Below are 19,299 nucleotides of genomic sequence, written 5' to 3' on the forward strand. Positions count from 1 at the left end.
AATGGCGAGCAATTTCTTCCAGCAACAGGATCTGGCCCGGCGCAATACCCGGGTCCTGATCACGCTGTTCGCTTTAGCGGTGCTGGCGCTGATCATCCTGACCAATCTGCTGGTGATGCTGAGTTTCAGCCTGTTTCAGGGTGGCCCGGTACAACTGCCGTGGGAAGTGATCAGCAGCATCAGCCTGGTGGTCCTTGCCGTGGTGGGCCTGGCGATTATGGCCAAGTGGCAGCAACTGAAACTGGGTGGCCGCAGTGTAGCCGAAGCGCTTGGCGGGGTGCGTCTGAAACCGGATGCACAAGATCCGCTGCAGCGCCGGTTACTGAATGTGGTAGAGGAGATGGCGCTGGCAGCTAACCTGCCGGTGCCACCGGTTTATCTGCTGGCCGAACGCGGCATTAACGCCTTTGCTGCCGGTTACAGCCCGGCCGATGCGGTTATTGGCGTCACGCAGGGCGCGCTGGAGCAACTTAGCCGCGACGAACTGCAGGGCGTGATCGCCCATGAATTCAGCCATATTCTGAACGGCGATATGCGCATGAATATCCGGCTGATCGCGGTGCTGAATGGCATTTTATTTATCGGCCATCTTGGTTATTACCTGTTACGCGCCGGTCGTGGCGCCAGCTATGCCCGCTCCAGACGCAATAATAATGATGGTGCCGGCGCCATTATGCTGCTGGGTCTTGGCCTGGTCGTGATCGGCTATCTCGGTTCGTTTTTTGGTAATCTGATTAAGGCTGCCGTCAGCCGACAGCGCGAGTATCTGGCCGATGCTTCGGCGGTACAGTTTAGCCGTAATCCAAGCGGTATTGCCGGCGCCTTAAAGCGCATCGGTGGCCATCAATACGGCGCCAAAGTACAACACGCCAATGCCGATGAAGTCAGCCATTTGTTTTTTGGCGAAGCGCTAAGCCGCTGGGTGGCGATCTTCGCTACCCATCCGCCGCTTGAAAAACGCATTCGCCGGCTGGATCCAAGCTGGAACGGCCGTTATCCGAGCAGCCAACAGCCAGTCAAACCCACTGTATCCCAGACCCCGGAACAACCGCAGGAGCGCCAGCGTCGCGCCATGCTGGCCGCTATCCCGCTGCTGCTAAGCCAAAGCAGCCATCAAACCCGTCCGGCACAGGCTATCGCCTGTGCGTTATTGCTCAGAACTGAGCAGCTGGCCAACCAACTGGCCCAGATTAAAGCCTATGGCGGCAGCCAACTGCTGGCCGAAGTTGATCAACTCTCCGATGCGGTACAACGCCTGGCCCTGCCACAGCAGGTGCAGTTGTTGCAAATGTCGGTGCCAGCGTTAAAGCAGCTGAGTGAGTCAGAATTCCGTGCCTTTGATAAGTTACTGCGACAACTGGCCGGTAACACGCCGGATCTGTCACAGTGGCTTAGCTTAAGTTTGCTGGAGCATGTGGTGGCCAGTGAATTCGACAGCAAAGAACTGGTTCGCCAGTATAACCGCCAAAGCCTGGCCGACCTGTTGCCCGCCCTGCTGCCCTTGCTCAGCGCCGTTGCCAGCGCCGCCGGCGACAGCAACAAGCAGCAGCAAGCCTGGCAGGCCGCGCTAAATGCGCTGCAACTGCCGGCGGATACCACGGCACCACCGGTAGACTTTAGCCGCCTGGATCAGGCACTGCGGCCGCTACTGAGTGCGGCTCCGGCAATCAAACAACAGGTCTGGCAGAGCATCCTGGCAGCAGTTTCTGCCGATCAGGCGGCAACGGCCGCAGAGCAGGGCTTACTTAACCTGCTGGCGTTACTGCTGGAGCTGCCGGTGCCGCTGACAGCGGATTTCCACTAGCCGGGCCGGCAATTGCGGTTAAATCGCTACAAGATCCGGCCAGAGGGCTTTAGTGCAGCTCCGACCTCAGGTAGAATAGCCGCTTGTTTAGCAAGCCGGGGTCGCCATGTCTGATAATCGTTTGTTCCTGTTGTACGATCCGTCGTTCGACGAAATGGATGCCGAAGGCTGCCCGGGTTTTGGCTATGTGCTGCTGTTTTCCGAGCAGGATGCCGAACAATTTACCCCGGGTGAAAACCCCAGCTGCGCCGCTGTTTCAATGCTGTTTACCGATCATGCCGATGGCAGCATCAGCGGTGACTTATTAGGCTGGGCGCATCTGGATGATCCGGTATTTCAGCGCTATCCGCTCGGGCATTTTCTCGCCTTAATGGAGCAAGCCGCCCAGGTGGCGATTAATGCCTACCGTCAGGTGCATCAGGTACCGGATAAGCTGGTGGCGGTGCATTTAGCAGACGACGACCTGCTGCAATTTGATGTGCAGTTTCTCGACCTGCAGCTCACTGATCAGCAGGCAGAAACGCAACTGGCACAGCAATTAATGCTGGGCCGGCCTTACCTCGATTCGTAAATCCTTAGTTCTGATTAGCGGCGCACGACAAAAGGCATACCCAAAAGTGCACAACCGGGAGTAAAGCAGATGGTAAAAGCAATCGATATGAGCCTGGTTGAGCATGCGCTGCAGGGCTTTACCATTCCGCCACAACCCCAGGTACTGCGGCATATCCAGCAACAACTGAATGCTGCCGAACCGGACTTAAACCGTATTGCTTCGCTGATTGCGCTGGATATCGGTATTGCCGGCTTTACGCTCAAGGTAGTCAACTCGGCCTACTTTGGGCTGCGCAATAAAATTACCTCGGTGGAGCAAGCCTGCCGCTATCTGGGATTAAACCGGGTAGTCATGCTGGTACGCAGTGTACTGCTGCGCTTTACGCTGGAAGAAGGCCGCCAGGATGAGTTTAGCCGCAAGCTCTGGACCAATGCCCTGCATACCGCCACCCTGGCGATGACACTGGCGAAACAGCTGAATTTTGATCAGCAGTGCCAGGACGATTGTTACTCACTGGGGCTATTTCGCAACGCCGGCATGGCACTGATTAGCCAACAGGCGCCGCAATATGCCACTGTGCTGCAGCAAGGTTTGCTGCAACAGCAGGCGGTCAGCAGTATTGAAGAGCAGCATTTTCATACCAGCCATGAAGTGCTGGGCTATCTGATTGCCGAATCCTGGGGTCTGACCCAGACACTGTGTAATATTATTGCCTATCACCACAGCCCGGCGCTGTTGCTGGAAACCGATAACCAAACCGAACATCAGCGCTTTGCCATTTTAAAAATTGCCGAATTTTTCAGTGGTGAAAGCCGGCAGCTGTTTCAGGTTAATCTGGATCCGGAATGGCAGCTGCATCAAAGCCGTATTCTGGATGTGCTGGAGCTGGAGCCGCTGCAATTACCGGAGCTGGCCGAGCTGTTGCACCGCCAGGAACTGCGCACCATCTATAGCGTTTAAGGCGGCTTTATGGCCCACCACAAAACCACCCTGCCGCAAAAAATCTGCCCGGTGTGCCAGTTAGCTTTTAGCTGGCGCAAAAAGTGGCAGCGTAACTGGGATGACGTGCGCTACTGCTCCGAGCGCTGCCGCCGGCAACGCCAGCATGCGCACGCCACCTCGCCGCAAGACAGCAACTAAATGAAGCAAAACAGTAACTAAATGAAAATCGTACTGGCCCCGATGGAGGGCGTGGTTGATCACCTGATGCGCGAAATGCTGACGCAAATTGGCGGCTATGACTTGTGTATTACCGAATTTGTGCGGGTGGTGGACCAAAAACTGCCGGCCCGGGTGTTTACCCGGCTGTGCCCGGAACTGCTGCAAGGTGGTAAAACCCGCGCCGGCACCCCGGTACGGGTGCAATTATTGGGGCAGGAACCACACTGGCTGGCCGAAAATGCAGCGCGGGCGGTGGAACTGGGCTCACCCGGCGTCGATCTGAATTTTGGTTGCCCGGCAAAAGCAGTGAATAAGAGCCGCGGCGGCGCCGTGCTGTTAAAAGAAACCGAGACCCTGTATCGGATCGTAAAAGCCGTGCGCGACGCCGTACCGGCGCAGTTCCCGGTCAGCGCCAAAATTCGGCTCGGTTATGACGATACCAGTCTGGCGCTTGACAATGCTAAAGCCATTGCCGAGGCCGGCGCCAGCAGCCTGGCGATCCATGCCCGCACCAAAAGCGATGGGTACCGGCCACCGGCGTATTGGCCCTGGATTGCCAAAATAAAGCAGCAGGTAAAAATACCGCTGGTTGCTAATGGCGAGATCTGGAATGCCGAACAAGCGCTGCTCTGTCAGCAGCAAAGTCAATGCCAGGATATTATGCTTGGCCGCGGCGCGCTGGCGATGCCCAATCTGGCGCGGCATATCCGGGATCAGGCCGCTCCACTGCCCTGGCCAGAGGTGCTGGCGTTATTGATGCACTATTCCGAATTTGAAATTGCCGGCGATAAAGGCAAATATTACGCTAACCGGGTAAAGCAATGGTTTAGTTACCTGAAACTGCAATACCCCGAGGCGCAGCAGTTATTTAGCCAGCTGCGCTTACTGACCAAAAGCCGGGATATTTTGCAGTTACTTGAGCAACAACGCAGCGACTAGGAGACCACATGACGCAGGGCAGTCTGATTTGCCTGGGTACCGGCATTATGCTGGGTGCCCATCTGGACCCGCTTAGCCGCAACTATATCGCTGCTGCCGATGTGGTCTTTGTGCTAATGGCCGATGCGTTAACCGAGCAATGGTTACTGGAGATGCACCCGGACGCCCGCTCACTGCAGCCTTATTATCATCAGGGGCCTTCACGCCAGCATAGCTATCAGCTAATGGTTGAGGCGATGCTGGCTGAAGTCGCGGCCGGTAAGAAGGTGGTTGGCGCCTTTTATGGTCATCCGGGGGTCTTTGCCTGGGTACCGCATCAGGCAGTGAAGCAGGCACAGCAACAAGGCTATTTTAGCCGGATGCTACCGGCGATCTCAGCCGAAGACTGTCTGTATGCCGATCTGGGGATTGATCCGGGCCGCTATGGTTGCCAGCTGTACGAATGCAGCCAGTTTATGTTTTATCAGCGCACTATCGATACCGCCGCCTACCTTATTTTATGGCAACTGGGTGTTGCCGGCGACCGCAGTCTGGCACGCTTTGCCACCCCCGGCCAATACCGGCAGCTGTTAAGCGACTATTTATGCCGTTTTTATCCGCCGGCACATCAGGTTACCCTGTATGAAGCGGCCAGCCTGCCGACCCAGCAAGCCCGCATTGAGCATTTGCCTCTATCAGAGCTGGCACAGGCCACTGTCAGCGGTAAAACCACACTGGTGATCCCGCCCTGCAGCGCGCTACAGGCCAATACGGAACTGCTGCAACAATTGGCCGCACTGGATCAGACAACAGATGTTAGCCGTTAACGGCACCAGCCAACCCGGCCTGACGTTACAGGCTCTTGACCCTGCGGCCGAGCCACTATTTCTGGCGTTATTTTGCGAACCCCAGGTAATGCGGCATATCGGTCCGGCACTAAGCATAACGCAGGCGCGGGCGCGTTTTAATACGCTGCTACAGCACCTGCAGCAGCCTGCCTCTTTGCCTGTGACCACAGCGACAACCACCAGCTGGCCGGCAGCGTATTTTCAGGTACAACTGGCCGGAGTGGGCGCTATCGGGCTGGCGATGTTATTACCGGGCGCCAATGTCAGCGAGGCTGAGCTTGGCCGTATGTTGTTACCTGCCTGGCAACAGCAGGGGCTCGGCACCCAACTTAGCCGATTGTTGATTGCGCAGGCCGGGAGTCTGGGCGGAATTGAAACCCTGAGCAAAAGGATCCAGCAGCAAAATCTCGCCGCCCTGCATTCGGCAGCCAAGCTGGGGTTTAAGGTCAGTGCCGAACTAGCGGATGGTTTTTTACGGCTAAGCCGGCCACTTAAGCTGAACCCGGCGGAAGAATCCCGAAAATAAAACCAAAGGCCCCTTGCTGCTGTCATAAAAACTGCCTACATTAGGCATATCGACTTTTAATTACCGAGCCCTGCTAATGCCTTCTTTATCCGAGCAACTACTAAGCCTGGCACTTACGCCGGTCTGGCAACCCAGCGTCGAATCCGATAATGCTGCGCTACTGGCTACGCTTAATACGGCAGAGCAGGCATTATTGCGGGAAAAGATTATCTGTTTTGTACTCACACCAGAGCCAGAAGAGCCCGAAAAACCAGAGCAACCTGAACCTGATAAACCAGAACCTGATGAAGAGAAGTTGACGATTGCTGCTGTATCGGTGATGCGGCGCGCAGGGTAAACAGGGTCGATAATGACGCTCGCTAAGGCGATACTCTCAGCTCTGTTTAGTTTGGTGGTTCTATCAGTACAGGCTAACGTAAACAGTATTTCAGAACAGCTCAGAGAGCTTGATGAGCTGCGCCTGAAAAATCGTACTGAGTTTACTGACAGGCTTGCCTCTTTGAAAGCGAGCACAAATGATCAGCAAATTAGCGAGCATGACAAACATAAACTTTCACTATTATCAGCATGGGATCTGGTAATAAAAGGCGACTTCAATCAAGCGCTCCAACTTGCTGAAGGAATTGAACAGCGCGCAGATAGACAACTGGCCATTAGAGCTTCGAGTTTAATTGTAAATATTCATACCCTTAGTTTTAAGTATATCGACGCCTTTGCTGGCGTTGAGAAACTGCTCAGTTATGCTGTATCGATAAACGATGAGCATCTTTACTATCAGACTATCGGGCAAGTCATTCTGCTTTACAGCAAAATTGAGCGTTATGAGCAGATCCAACAATTAATTAGCCATGGTTTAAAGATTACCCGCGATACGACTCTGCGCTGTCGTCTCCAGGCACTGGGATTACAAAGCCTGTATCACTCAGTGCCTTTTAATGAATATCAACAGACATTTAATGAGATAAGTGAATTATGCGAGGCCACTACAGAGGCAATGTTTAATTTACTAATTATCCGCAACCATATGTTCTATTTACTGGAACAACAGCAAGCCGCTGCTGCCCTGGCGTTTTATCAGCAGTATTATTCTCAGGTTGAACAGATTAATTATCCGATTTTAACCGCCGGTTTTAACGCCGCCGCCGCAGAAGCGCTTTTACAACAGGGCGAGTTGGCTGCAGCCAGTGAGCTGGCGCAGCGCGCTGAGCAAAGTTTACCGGGTGATCGGAATGACCCGGCGGTGCTGAGTACCTACCGGGTACTAACGCTGCTGGCGCAGGCGGAGCGTAACTTTGACAACCTGCTGCGTTATAGCGAAAAACGCCGTGATACCGAGCTGGCGATTGCCAGAGAAAAAGCCTCGCAGCAATTGGCTTACCAGCTGGCCAGTGGCGAAGCCCGTCTGAAAGAGCAACGGATCCAGCTATTGGATAAAGATAATGAACTGCTTACGCTGGAACGTAATTTATATCAGCAGCAGGCGGAAAATCGCTATTTAATGCTATTACTGATTGGTAGCCTGAGTTTAATCCTTGGCTTACTGACCTACCGTGGCCTGACCCGCAGTAAGCGTTATCGCAAAATGGCCGAGTTTGACCAACTTACCGGCATTAGCAACCGTTATCATTTTACTGAGCAGGCGCAGCGGGAAATTGCCCATTGTATCCGGGCGCAGCGGCCGGTAGCGCTGATCCTGTTTGATTTGGACCACTTTAAACAAATTAATGACCGCTTTGGTCATGCCGCCGGCGACTGGACCTTGCAACAAGTGGTGCTAAGTTGCCGCAACTTTATCCGGCATAGCGATATTTTTGGCCGTATTGGTGGCGAAGAGTTTGTGATCCTGCTGACAGACTGCACGGCCGAGCAGGCGGTGATGCTGGCTGATATTTGTCGTACCGCACTGGCAGATATTGATACCAGTGGTTATCAGCCAAAATTTAAGGTTACGGCCAGCTTTGGCATTAGCGACAGTCAGCAGGCGGGTTATGATCTCAGTGCCTTGCTGGCAGCTGCCGATGCAGCTATGTATCAGGCCAAACAGCAGGGACGTAATCAGGTGTACTGCCCCGCCACAGCGGACGGGGCCAGGGCGTGTTGATGTTTGCTGCTTGTTTTTGCAGCTATCAACACGCCCTCGTTAAAACCAGCCTTAGCTTAAGACCAGTTTAGGATCACCTTACCCGACTGGCCTGAGCACATAATCTCAAAGCCTTCTTGATAGTTTTCCATTGGCATTTCGTGGGTAATAATCGGGCTTAAATCCAGACCAGACTGAATTAAGCTCGCCATCTTATACCAGGTTTCAAACATTTCCCGGCCGTAAATGCCTTTAATTACCAGGCCTTTAAAGATGACCTTATTCCAGTCAATCGCCATGGTCGACGGCGGAATGCCCAGCATCGCAATCTTACCGCCATGGTTCATGGTATCCAGCATGCTGTTAAAGGCTGCCGGTACGCCAGACATCTCCAACCCAACATCAAAGCCCTCGGTCATGCCCAGCTCCTGCATCACGTCTTTCAGGTTCTGTTTGCTGACATCAACGGCGCGTCTGGCGCCCATTTTTAGCGCCAGCTCAAGCCGGTACGGGTTAACGTCTGTTACCACCACATGCCGGGCACCAACATGGCGCGCTACCGCGGCTGCCATAATACCGATAGGGCCGGCCCCGGTGATCAGCACATCTTCACCCACCAGATCAAAAGACAGGGCGGTATGTACGGCATTGCCAAAGGGGTCAAAGATCGCCGCGATATTATCCGGGATATTGTCCGGCAGCTTAAAGGCGTTATAAGCCGGGATCACCAGATATTCAGCAAAAGAGCCGGTACGGTTTACCCCTACGCCAATGGTATTACGGCATAAATGCACGCGGCCGGCGCGGCAGTTACGGCAGTAGCCGCAGGTAATATGGCCTTCGCCGGAGACACGGTCACCCACTTTAAAGCCGCGCACTTCTGAGCCCATGCCTTCAATGACGCCGACATATTCATGACCAACCACCATGCCATGCGGAATGGTATTTTGCGCCCATTCATCCCATTTGTAGATATGCACGTCTGTGCCACAGATGGCGGTTTTTTTAATCCGGATCAGCACATCGTTTGGCCCCACTTCCGGTTTCTCAACCTCGGTTTGCCAGATGCCCGGTTCTGCTTTTAATTTTGCTAATGCTTTCATTATTACGCCCCGCCTTATGCGATCACGCCCATGTCTTTACCAATGCGGATAAAGGCCGCAATGGCTTTATCCAGCTGCTCTTTTGTATGTGCCGCCGAAATCTGGGTGCGGATCCGCGCCTGCCCTTTCGGTACCACCGGAAAGGAGAAGCCAACCACATAGATGCCCTCGGCCAGCATGCGTTTCGCCATTTCGGCGGCCACCTTGGCATCACCCAGCATCACCGGAATAATGGCATGATCTTTACCGGCCAGCGTAAAGCCGGCGGCCGTCATCTGCTCGCGGAAATAATTGGCGTTTTGCCACAGCTTTTCCCGCAGCGCGCCGCCCTGCTCCAGCATCTCCAGCACCTTGATTGACGCAGTAACAATAGAAGGCGCTAACGAGTTCGAGAACAGATAAGGCCGTGAACGCTGCCGCAGCCATTCGATAATTTCTTTTTTACCTGAGGTATAACCACCGGAGGCACCGCCCAGCGCCTTGCCCAGGGTACCGGTAATAATATCGACTCTGTCCATCACCTCACAGTATTCGTGGGTACCACGGCCATTTTTACCCACAAAACCCACGGCATGGCTATCGTCAACCATTACCATGGCGTTGTATTTATCGGCCAGATCACACACCGCTTTTAAGTCGGCAATCACGCCATCCATCGAGAACACGCCATCAGTGGCAATCAGCTTAAAACGGGCGCCATCGGCATCGGCCTGCTGCAGCTGGGCTTCCAGCTCGGCCATATTGTTATTGGCATAACGGTAGCGTTTGGCTTTACACAGCCGCACGCCGTCAATAATAGAGGCATGATTCAGTGCATCCGAGATCACCGCATCTTCAGCACCGAGGATGGTTTCAAACAAACCGCCATTGGCATCAAAGCAGGAAGAGTACAGGATGGTATCTTCGGTACCTAAAAAGGCACTGATTTTCGCTTCCAGCTGTTTATGGATATCCTGGGTACCACAGATAAACCGCACTGAGGCGACACCAAAGCCGTGGCTTTGCAGGCCCTGCTGCGCGACAGCAATCAGTTCGGGGTTATTGGCCAGGCCCAGATAGTTATTGGCACAAAAGTTTAGTACCTGCTCGCTGCCAACGGTAACGCTGGCTTGTTGTTGTGAGCTGATAATACGTTCTGCTTTGTACAGACCTTCTGCTTTCACCTCTTCGATTTGTTGTTGTAGATGGTGCAGAAAAGCGCCATTGCGCATAAAGCCTCCTCTGGCAATGTAGGCGGGTAAGTTGATTTGACGCGCTATTGTACTTTTTAGCGGCCCTTGCTGCAGCGATTATACCGAAGATTAGCGGGGCTTGCCTGCCCCGCTTGTAAAGAATTGGCTACAAATCGGCCGCTGCCTGATCTGTTCCGACCAGCTGACTATAGTAGTGCTGCAGTTGCAGCATATCGGCGCGGGCGGCAGCGGTGGCATAGGGCTTAAATAACAGCAGTACTTTTAGTACGCCACGGTACAGGTTGGCCTGATTCACTTCAGCCTGTGGCGCCTGGGTTTTCAGATAGCTGATCCAAAAGGTAACCAGCAGTTTGATATTGTGCGCCAGATCGCGGATATCGGCTTCATCAACTGCGATGACGCCCTGGGCTTTTAAGGCTTTAATTACCGTCATCACCCGCGCCAGTACGCCCTGCTGCACCTGCAGGTAATCCTGTTGCAACGCCGGATCCCGTGACAGGATATCCGGCAGATTGGCGTAGAAAAAATGAAACCGCCACATCAGCTCAAATACGATATCCAGATAATCAGTCAGGGCATCCAGCGGCTTGGCCTGGGCTGAAGGCGGTTTAATCCGGGTTTCCAGCAGCTTGGTATATTCACGGAAAATATGCCGGATAATGTCTTCTTTATTGCGGAAGTGGTAATACAGGTTGCCGGGGCTGATGCCCAGATGGGCTGCAATATGGTTAGTGGTAACCTGACGCTCACCAACCTCATTAAATAACGCAATACTGGCTTGAATAATCCGGTCTTTGGTTCTGAGCTTCTTTTCCATTGCGAACTGCAGGCTTCTTTTTTTAGGCGGTTATTTTGCTATAGTAACGCCAAATTGACGTTAAATGCCAGCAAGCTCTGCGCTGGCCCTGACAGGAACTGCTTTTGATGCATATTCGTGCGATTTACCCCGGTACCTTTGATCCTTTAACCAATGGCCACGCTGATATTGTACTGCGTGCCGCCCGGCTATTTGAAACCGTAATTGTTGCGGTAGCGGCTAACCCCAGCAAACAGCCGTTATTTAGCCTGGATGAGCGGGTCGCGCTGGCCCGGCAGGCCTTTGCCGACTGCCAGAATGTGTCAGTAATTGGGTTTTCTGGTCTGCTGGCTGATTTTGCCAAAAGCCAACAGGCGCAGGTGCTGATCCGCGGCGTACGGGCGGTAGCCGACTATGAGTATGAGTTTCAGCTGGCCAGCATGAACCGCTCGCTAAATCCGGAGCTGGACAGTATTTTTATGACGCCGTCGGAGAAAAATACCTTTATCTCGTCGACGCTGGTCAAAGAAGTATGCCGGCATGGCGGCGATGTCGCCAGCTTTGTCCCCGAGCATGTGAAACAGGCCTTACTGGCAAAGTTTGGCCGCGCTTAGTCACGCTTAGCCGCGTTTAACAGTATGTGGTAGCCATCAAACGCAAAACGGCAGCCGAGGCTGCCGTTGCTGTTTGCCGATAACGCTTAGGCCTTAGCGGCTTCTTCGCGCTCAGCCAGTTTTTGTACCAGCTTCTGCGTATGCTGCAGTGACATCAGGTGCGCATAAATTGCCGTCAGATAACCCAGCTTACGCAGTTCCAGGAAGGTTTCGTCGCTCAGCTCATTCAGCTTTTGATCGTCAACCATATGGATGCCGTTGATATTGCGTTTTTCACCGTTAATGGTAACTGTTAGTACCTGCTCTTTCAGTAAGTCCAGGCTTTTCAGTTTTTCCATAAACACTTGCGTCATCTGGGAATAATCAACATACTCACCCATTTGCTGCTTACGTGCAGTTAAAAACTCGCTCTCGCTGCCATCGTCGTTAAACAGCGGGAAACCTTCGGTTTCATTTACCCGCTCTGAAGTTTCATCAATGGCGACAATTAAACGATCACTATCAGGTGCGTCTTGAACCAGCACTAATGGATAGTTACGGACGACTCGTGGCACATACAATGCCCCCCACTTATCATCTTTCAGGATCAAATTCTGTTGTGCCGCCAGGCCTAATAAGACTACTGGTTGGAAGCGTTCAGATTGTTGGTCTTTAACAAACACCACCGGGAACTCAGCACCGGCTACTACAAATTCATGTACTACTACCGGCAGCATATGTTCCTGCGCGATATGACTTAACGGCCGCACTGAGCTGATTTTGGTTTTCGCGTGTTTTTCTTTATGCAGCCCTACAACTTTATTCTGTTCCATAAACGACTCTGTTCTCTGAATTTTTTCTCTAATTGCCCGCCGGTCGCGGGCACCTGTAGCAGATCGGCAGCGCTTTCGGCCAGTTTAGCGAGCAGCTGACCGCGCAATCTGCCCGTGTTATATCACAGCTTTATGACCACAGTAAGACCCTGTTGCCTATTACTGCGTGAATTCATAATAGGTCGGTGAGCCCGGACCAACCGGCAGCCCCAGTAAAAACACCCAGATATAAAACAGCACCACCCAACCGATAAAGAAAATCATGGTATAGGGCAGCATGGTAGCAATCAGGGTACCTATGCCTAGGTCTTTCTTATAGCGGGCAGCCACCGCCAGGATCAAGCCAAAATAGCTCATCATCGGGGTGATCAGGTTGGTTACCGAATCGCCAATGCGGTAAGCAGCCTGGATCACTTCGGGCGAGTAGCCGACAATCATTAGCATCGGTACGAAGATGGGCGCAAAAATTGCCCACTGTGCCGAGGCCGAGCCCAGCGACAGGTTAACAATGGCGCACATCGCAATAAAGAACACAAACAGCATCGGGCCGGTTAAACCGATATCCTGCAGTAAGTTCGCGCCTTTCACCGCCAGAATGGCCCCCAGATTCGACCAGCCAAAAAAGGCCACAAACTGCGCCGCAAAAAATACCAGCACGATATAGAGCCCCATCGAGCTGATGCTTTTCGCCATCGCATTAATCACATCGCGGTCGGTTTGCATGGTGCCGACCACCTTGCCATAAACAAAGCCCGGAATCGCAAAGGACACAAAGATAAACACCACTATGCCTTTTAAGAAAGGCGAATCGGCGACTAAGCCGGTATCCGGGTGGCGCAGCACACCATCGGCCGGCACCACGCTAAGTGCCAATAGCAAACAAATACCGAGAAAAGCTAAACCGGCCAGCTTTAAACCCTTACGCTCCTGCGCGCTAAGCTGCTCCAGCTTTTGTTCGCCCAAATCGACGGCAGCTTCACTCACGTTATATTTGCCCAGTTTCGGCTCAACAATTTTTTCAGTGACAAAGGCACCCAGGCCAGCAATAACAAAGGTGCTGACAATCATAAAGAACCAGTTTGCTTCCGGGCCGACTACATAGTTCGGGTCAATCAGATTCGCTGCCGAGGTGGTAAAGCCGGCCAGTAACGGATCGACAGTGCCGATAAAGAGGTTAGCGCTGTAGCCACCGGATACGCCGGCAAAGGCCGCCGCTAAACCCGCCAGCGGATGGCGCCCCAGCGAGTGGAAAATTACTGCCGCCATCGGGATCAGTACCACATAGCCCAGCTCAGAAGCGGTATTCGAGATAATACCGGCAAAGACTATAGTCACTGTGACCATGCGCTTAGAGGCATTCATCACCAGGCCGCGCATGGCGGCAGAAATCAGACCGGAATGTTCGGCAATACTGACCCCCAGTAACGCAACCAGCACCACGCCCAGTGGCGGGAAGTTGGTAAAGTTGGTGACCAGATTCGAGACAATACGCTGCAAGCCATCTACATTCATCAGGCTGACTACCCGGATCATGCCATCGGCGGCGCGACCGGCAGTGCCTTCTGGGCGAGGATCGACAGCACTGAAATCAAAGTAACCGGCAATACCGCTGCCAATCACCACAGCCAGCGCAAAGCAGGCAAACAGCGTAACCGGATGCGGTAATAAATTACCTAAAAATTCTACGGTATCGAGAAAGCGGGTAAACCAGCCACGTTGTTCCGGGGCGCCTTGCGGCGTCCTGCTGGTAGTTGTCATAGGTGTATCCTCTTGGTCTGCGGTAGGCACTGTCTTGGCAGGCCTTTGTTCTGGCTCTGGTTTTTAGTGGACAACAACGCTCAGCAAGCTAATGCCGACAGTTTGTCATGGCGCAACCAGGCCCGATTATTATATAAAGTGGCTAAAGTTATCATAAGACGCCGCCTTAGCAAAGGCGCGCTGCCGCAGCTGACCGGCGCTTTAGCCTGCCGGCAGCAGCACCAAACTGCGGGTTATAGCACTAAAGTACCGTTGAGGAAGCGGCCACGCTTTTCTAGTATCGCAGCATAACCCTTTGCCGGAGAGAGAAAATGCGGGTACTGATTACAGGAGCAACAGGTGGTATTGGCTTTGCGGTCGCGGAGGCCTTTGCCGCCGCCGGCTATCAGGTGGTACTGGCCGATTTGGATGAAGGCTTGCTCAACACCAAGGCGTTGTTGTTGCGCAGCCGTGGCTATCAGGCCGACTGCTGCGTGCTGGATGTGACCAATGCCGAGCACATTGCGGCCTGTGCCGCGCGTTTTCCGGCCGATATTCTGGTCAATAATGCCGGTATTCAGCATGTGGCGCGGCTGGAAGACTTTCCACCGGAAAAGTGGCAGCTGCTAATTGACGTGATGCTGACCGGCCCGGCGATGCTGACCCGCGCCATGCTACCGCAGATGCGCGCCAACAACTTTGGTCGGATAATTAATATTGGCTCTATTCATGCGCTGGTCGCCTCGCCGTTTAAATCGGCCTATGTCGCTGCTAAACACGGCCTGCTGGGCTTTAGTAAGGTGGTGGCGCTGGAGAATGCTGACTGTAATTTGACGATCAATACGATCTGTCCGGCTTATGTCAAAACGCCACTGGTAGAAAAACAGATCGCCGCCCAGGCCAAGGAGCATAATCTGACCGAACAACAGGTCGTGGAGCAGATTATGCTAGCACCAATGCCGCAAAAAGCCTTTATTGATGTCAGTGAAATTGCTCAGACCGCGCTGTTTTTATGCCAGGACGCCGCCAAACATATCACCGCGCAAACGCTGGTATTGGACGGTGGCTGGACGGCGCGCTAGCAAGTTGCCCACTTCTTCGGCACAATCAGCTTAATCTTTTATGCAAGCTGCGGCTGAAATGATTCAAAATGCCAGCGGCATCGGTCTGGCGACCCTTGCTGCCATCTCATTGCTGTATTTACTGGTGCTGTATTCGGTGGGCTTATTTGGCCGCCGGGTCAGTGCCGGCCATCCGCTGGCGCCCTGGGTTTTTAGTTTAGCACTGTCGATTTACTGCACCTCCTGGGCGTTCTATGGCGTGACCGCACAGGCAGTGGTTAATGGCTGGTGGCTGCCGCCAACCTATATCGGCTCTTTTATCCTGTTCTGGTTTGGCTTTAAGTTGGTGGCGCGTATCGCCATTGCCTGTCGCCGCTACCGCATTACCTCCATTGCTGACTTTATCGCCACCCGCTTTGGTCATTCCCGGCTGCTGGCAGTATTAACCACCGTGATCCTGTTTTTGGCGGTGATGCCCTATGTCGCACTGCAGTTGCAGGCGGTGGCCACCAGTATTAATACGCTGGTGGGCAGCGAAACCGGTGAGCATTGGTATACCGATACCGGGCTCTATGTGTGCCTGTGGATGGCGGTATTTGCGATGTTGTTTGTCAGCAAAAGTGCCAAGGCACACCAGCCTAACCCCGGCCTGATGACCGCCATTGCTTTTGAGTCTTTGGTCAAGTTACTGGCATTGCTGGCCATTGGGGCCTTTGTGGTTTGGGGCATGTTTGATGGCTTTGCCGATATTTTCCAGCGCGCGGCCGACAGCGAAGCCGTGCAGCAGGTGCAACAGCGTGCGCTGCCGGCACATACCTATTGGGTGCATGTGCTGCTCGGTTTTGCCGCCACCCTCTGTTTACCGCGGCAGTTTCACGTCAGCTTTGTCGAAAACCAGCGCCTGAGCCATTTACGCAGCGCGCGCTGGCTATTTCCGCTCTATCTGCTCCTAATGGGGATCTTTACGCTTCCGCTGGGGCTGGCCGGGGTAATGTTACTGGGCAGTCAGGCCAATATTGATTTGGTGGTATTACAACTGCCGCTGGCGGCTAACCGCACTGATATTGCGCTGCTGGCCTATCTGGGCGGCTTTTCGGCAGCGACCAGTATGGTGGTGGTGGCGTCGGTTGTATTGGGGATCCTGATCACCAACGAATTACTGGTGCCGCTGTTATTCCGGCGCCGCCGGCTGACCGAAACTCACCAGAACCCGATTAAAATTGCCACCCTGCGCCGGCTATCAATGCTACTGGTGTTGTTAATCGGCTTTATTTATTACCGCGCCGTCGGCAGTGGCACGGCGCTGGCACAGCTGGGTTTAATGGCCTTTGCCCTGGTCGCCCAACTGGCACCGGTACTGATCCTGGGACTGTTATCGCGGCGCATTAACCGCAGCGGCGCCATTGCCGGCCTGATTAGCGGTGCGCTGATCTGGGCCTATATCCTGCTGCTGCCCGAACTGGTACGAGCCGGTGTTTTCCACAGTGATTTGCTGCAGCAAGGGCCTTTTGGTATCGGCCTGCTGGCACCGCAGCAATTATTCGGCTGGCAGAGCGACAGCATTACGCTGGGGGTGGTGTTAAGCCTGAGTGTAAACTGTCTGATGATTCTGCTGGTGAGCCAGTTTAGCAAAACCGGTTTAGGCGAATATCTGCAGGGCAGCCGCTTTTTACGCCATAGCCGTGCCAGTGGCACTAAACCGCAGTTACAGCTGACCAGCGAGGAGTGTGTTTTACTGGTCAGGCGCTTTGCCGGCGAGCGCGAAGCGCAGCGGCTGTTACAGCGCAATCTTAAACAACCGGCAACTGAGCTGCAGCGCCAGGCGCCGGCTAATCTGATCCAGGCCACCGAGCGCAGCCTCGCAGCGGTGCTGGGTGGAGCCTCGATGCGTCTGGTAATAGATGCGGTGAGCCGCCATCATCCGCTGCCGATGGAAACGGTCGAACGCTTTGTCGATGAGGCCAGTCAGGTGTTTCGCTTTAACCAAAATTTGCTGTTATCAACCATCGACAATATCAGCCAGGGCATTGCTGTGGTGGATGCCGAGCAGCGGCTGATCGCCTGGAACCGGCGCTATATTGAGATGTTTGACTACCCGGCCGGTATGGTCGAAGTCGGCAAACCCGTTGCCGAGCTGATCCGCTTTAATTTGCAGCGCGGCCTGATCGACAGCGCCGATATTGAAGCTGAAATTCAAAAACGTATCGGCTATTTACGCCAGGGCAGCCCCTATAAGGTGCAGCGGCAGCAGCAGGATGGCCGGGTGCTGGAAATTCAGGGTAACCCGCTGCCCGGTGGCGGCTTTGTCACTACCTATACCGATGTCAGCTCCTTTATTGCCGTACAGCAACAGCTGGAGCAAAGTAACCAGTTGCTGGAACAACGGGTAACGGAGCGCACCAGCGAGCTGCAGCAGCTGAATAATCAGCTGCAAAAAACCCAGCGCCAGCTCGAGGCCAGTACCCAGGCCAAGACCCGCTTTTTTGCTGCTGCCAGCCATGATTTGATGCAGCCTTTTAATGCCGCCGCCCTCTTTGCCAGCTTATTGCGGCAAAAGTGTACAGAGCCTGAGCTGCAGCAGCTAAGCAGTAACCTTAGTCAGTCACTGGACTCAGCTGAAGAATTACTGACGGCCATTCTCGATCTGACCAAGCTCGACTCCGGTATTGTGAAACCGCATTATCAGCCGGTAGCGGTCACGCAACTGCTGCAGGATCTGGCGCGTGACGCTGCAGTGTTGGCCGAGCGCAAAGGGCTGAGTTTCAGGTTACATAGCAGCAAGCTAACGGTTAATACCGACCGCAAGCTGCTAAAGCGGGTGCTGCAAAACCTGCTGGCCAATGCGATTCGTTATACGCCAAGCGGCCGGGTGGTACTGGGGGTGAAACGTAGCGGCGGCCAGCTCAGAATTTGTGTGCTGGATACCGGTGTTGGCATTGCCGCTGCCGATCAGCAGCGTATTTTTGAAGAATTCCAGCAAGGCAGCCAACCCGACCAAAAGGGCCTCGGCTTAGGGCTGGCCATTGCGCATCGGATTAGTACCATGCTGCAGCATCCGTTACAGCTGCAGTCGATAGAAGGCCATGGCAGCTGCTTTAGTGTCGCGGTGCCGCTCAGCGCAGCCAGCCAGACCGCCGCCAGCAGTGCCCTGCTGCCAAATGAAGTCAGCGCCAGCTTTTCTGATAAAAAGATCCTGCTGCTGGATAACGAACCCCAGCTATTAAAGGCCGTACAGAGTCTGCTGCAAAGCTGGCACTGCGAAGTAAAGGCCGTAAGCCAACCCGCCGAGGCGCTGACGGCACTGCAACAGGGCTTTGTCCCGGACCTGTGTTTATTTGACTACCATTTGGACAATAACGCCACCGGCATCGAGGTCGCCAATCAACTCAGCGCCCATTTAGCTTTAACCGCACCGGTGATTATCCACTCTGCCGATCATGACCAACAGATCCGCGAGTTAGCGCTAAATAGCGGTTATTACTTTTTACTAAAACCGTTAAAGCCAGCAGCATTAAAGCGCTTATTTCAGCGGTTGTTGAAATAAGTACAGTTAGGTTTGGTTGCTGGCGCTGCACCACATTGACAGCCCTGCTGGTGATGACTGATCACTTCTACTGAAATTCACTGACCAGGCAGCTGTTGGTTTTGCACATGTTGGATAGAAAAAAGGACACCGGTTTATGGGTGTCCATTTGTTTAATTTATAGTTTACGAGCATTTATTGAAGCTCAAGGTTGCGTGGCCAATATTCCGAGGAAAGAGAACAGCAAAACAGGGAATGGCCATATGGACTGGTGCCTTTATAAGTACCGGCACTTGGTTGAGAACGCCGTTTTAAAGATTAAAAAATATCGGGCTATTGCTACTCGCTACGACAAACTGGCAAGAAACTACGCCAGTAATGTCGCGTTAGCCTTTGTCATGGTCTGGCTACCAATGCATTGCTGAATAAAGTTTGAGCAAAGATCAACAGCCTCTAGTGATCAGCTGCCTTTTTTATTTATCCCTTTTATTAGATCAATAAATAAATATATGAACAGTCTTAAGTTAACTAGCACTACTATGAAAAGCAGAACGAAAAGTAACACCCAGA

The 19,299-nt window shown here is 53.4% G+C and carries 17 protein-coding genes and 1 pseudogene; 13 read left to right on the forward strand and 5 right to left on the reverse strand.

Features of this window, described 5'->3' with window-relative positions:
- Position 1: 1 nt before the first annotated feature.
- The 9 genes from AJE_RS06050 to AJE_RS18750 all read left to right on the forward strand — a co-directional run bounded on the left by AJE_RS06050 (position 2) and on the right by AJE_RS18750 (position 7,911).
- On the forward strand, positions 2-1,804 hold the full coding sequence (locus AJE_RS06050; protein WP_008950106.1) for a M48 family metallopeptidase: 1,803 nt from the start codon (positions 2-4) through the stop codon (positions 1,802-1,804).
- Positions 1,805-1,910: 106 nt separating this feature from the next.
- Complete coding sequence (locus tag AJE_RS06055; RefSeq protein ID WP_008606942.1) at positions 1,911-2,375, forward strand: hypothetical protein; 465 nt, start codon at positions 1,911-1,913, stop codon at positions 2,373-2,375.
- Positions 2,376-2,444: 69 nt separating this feature from the next.
- A complete protein-coding gene (locus tag AJE_RS06060; RefSeq protein WP_008950107.1) occupies positions 2,445-3,317 on the forward strand; it encodes an HDOD domain-containing protein in 873 nt (290 codons plus the stop codon).
- 9 nt (positions 3,318-3,326) lie between these two features.
- Entirely contained in the window at positions 3,327-3,497 is a 171-nt protein-coding gene (locus AJE_RS18090; RefSeq protein ID WP_008950108.1) for a DUF2256 domain-containing protein, read from the forward strand.
- Positions 3,498-3,518: 21 nt separating this feature from the next.
- Entirely contained in the window at positions 3,519-4,457 is a 939-nt protein-coding gene (gene dusC, locus AJE_RS06065) for a tRNA dihydrouridine(16) synthase DusC (RefSeq protein ID WP_008950109.1), read from the forward strand.
- Between the two features lie 8 nt (positions 4,458-4,465).
- On the forward strand, positions 4,466-5,263 hold the full coding sequence (locus AJE_RS06070; protein WP_008950110.1) for an SAM-dependent methyltransferase: 798 nt from the start codon (positions 4,466-4,468) through the stop codon (positions 5,261-5,263).
- Complete coding sequence (locus AJE_RS06075) at positions 5,250-5,810, forward strand: GNAT family N-acetyltransferase (protein ID WP_008950111.1); 561 nt, start codon at positions 5,250-5,252, stop codon at positions 5,808-5,810. The genes AJE_RS06070 and AJE_RS06075 overlap by 14 nt, the downstream gene beginning before the upstream one ends.
- A gap of 76 nt (positions 5,811-5,886) precedes the next feature.
- On the forward strand, positions 5,887-6,147 hold the full coding sequence (locus AJE_RS06080) for a hypothetical protein (RefSeq protein WP_008950112.1): 261 nt from the start codon (positions 5,887-5,889) through the stop codon (positions 6,145-6,147).
- A 12-nt stretch (positions 6,148-6,159) separates the two neighbouring features.
- The gene (locus AJE_RS18750; RefSeq protein WP_008950113.1) at positions 6,160-7,911 is read left to right on the forward strand and encodes a GGDEF domain-containing protein; all 1,752 of its coding nucleotides are present in this window, start codon (positions 6,160-6,162) and stop codon (positions 7,909-7,911) included.
- Between the two features lie 56 nt (positions 7,912-7,967).
- On the opposite strand, the gene tdh is transcribed toward AJE_RS18750, so the two are convergent.
- From tdh to AJE_RS06100, 3 genes are all read right to left on the reverse strand, one after another.
- Positions 7,968-8,993 (reverse strand): L-threonine 3-dehydrogenase, encoded by a 1,026-nt coding sequence (gene tdh / locus AJE_RS06090; protein WP_008950114.1) that lies wholly within the window; start codon positions 8,991-8,993, stop codon positions 7,968-7,970.
- A gap of 14 nt (positions 8,994-9,007) precedes the next feature.
- Complete coding sequence (locus tag AJE_RS06095; protein ID WP_008950115.1) at positions 9,008-10,204, reverse strand: glycine C-acetyltransferase; 1,197 nt, start codon at positions 10,202-10,204, stop codon at positions 9,008-9,010.
- Positions 10,205-10,331: 127 nt separating this feature from the next.
- Entirely contained in the window at positions 10,332-11,003 is a 672-nt protein-coding gene (locus AJE_RS06100; protein ID WP_008950116.1) for a TetR/AcrR family transcriptional regulator, read from the reverse strand.
- Positions 11,004-11,110: 107 nt separating this feature from the next.
- Here AJE_RS06100 and coaD point away from each other — a divergent pair, with 107 nt between their 5' ends.
- Complete coding sequence (gene coaD / locus AJE_RS06105) at positions 11,111-11,596, forward strand: pantetheine-phosphate adenylyltransferase (protein WP_008606923.1); 486 nt, start codon at positions 11,111-11,113, stop codon at positions 11,594-11,596.
- A gap of 86 nt (positions 11,597-11,682) precedes the next feature.
- Here the strand turns inward: coaD and AJE_RS06110 are convergent, their stop codons facing one another.
- Both AJE_RS06110 and AJE_RS06115 read right to left on the reverse strand, forming a co-directional pair.
- Entirely contained in the window at positions 11,683-12,408 is a 726-nt protein-coding gene (locus AJE_RS06110; RefSeq protein WP_008950117.1) for a SapC family protein, read from the reverse strand.
- A gap of 159 nt (positions 12,409-12,567) precedes the next feature.
- A complete protein-coding gene (locus tag AJE_RS06115) occupies positions 12,568-14,166 on the reverse strand; it encodes an AbgT family transporter (protein WP_008950118.1) in 1,599 nt (532 codons plus the stop codon).
- A gap of 311 nt (positions 14,167-14,477) precedes the next feature.
- Here AJE_RS06115 and AJE_RS06125 point away from each other — a divergent pair, with 311 nt between their 5' ends.
- From AJE_RS06125 to AJE_RS06135, 3 genes and pseudogenes are all read left to right on the forward strand, one after another.
- The gene (locus AJE_RS06125; protein ID WP_008950120.1) at positions 14,478-15,227 is read left to right on the forward strand and encodes a 3-hydroxybutyrate dehydrogenase; all 750 of its coding nucleotides are present in this window, start codon (positions 14,478-14,480) and stop codon (positions 15,225-15,227) included.
- Positions 15,228-15,267: 40 nt separating this feature from the next.
- Positions 15,268-18,750, forward strand: a complete 3,483-nt coding sequence (locus AJE_RS06130; RefSeq protein WP_008950121.1) for a hybrid sensor histidine kinase/response regulator — start codon at positions 15,268-15,270, stop codon at positions 18,748-18,750.
- Between the two features lie 203 nt (positions 18,751-18,953).
- Positions 18,954-19,154, forward strand: a pseudogene (locus AJE_RS06135) (IS5 family transposase); the annotation flags it as partial.
- Between the last annotated feature and the right edge of the window lie 145 nt (positions 19,155-19,299).

Source organism: Alishewanella jeotgali KCTC 22429 (assembly GCF_000245735.1).
In the GTDB taxonomy this organism is placed as follows: domain Bacteria; phylum Pseudomonadota; class Gammaproteobacteria; order Enterobacterales; family Alteromonadaceae; genus Alishewanella; species Alishewanella jeotgali.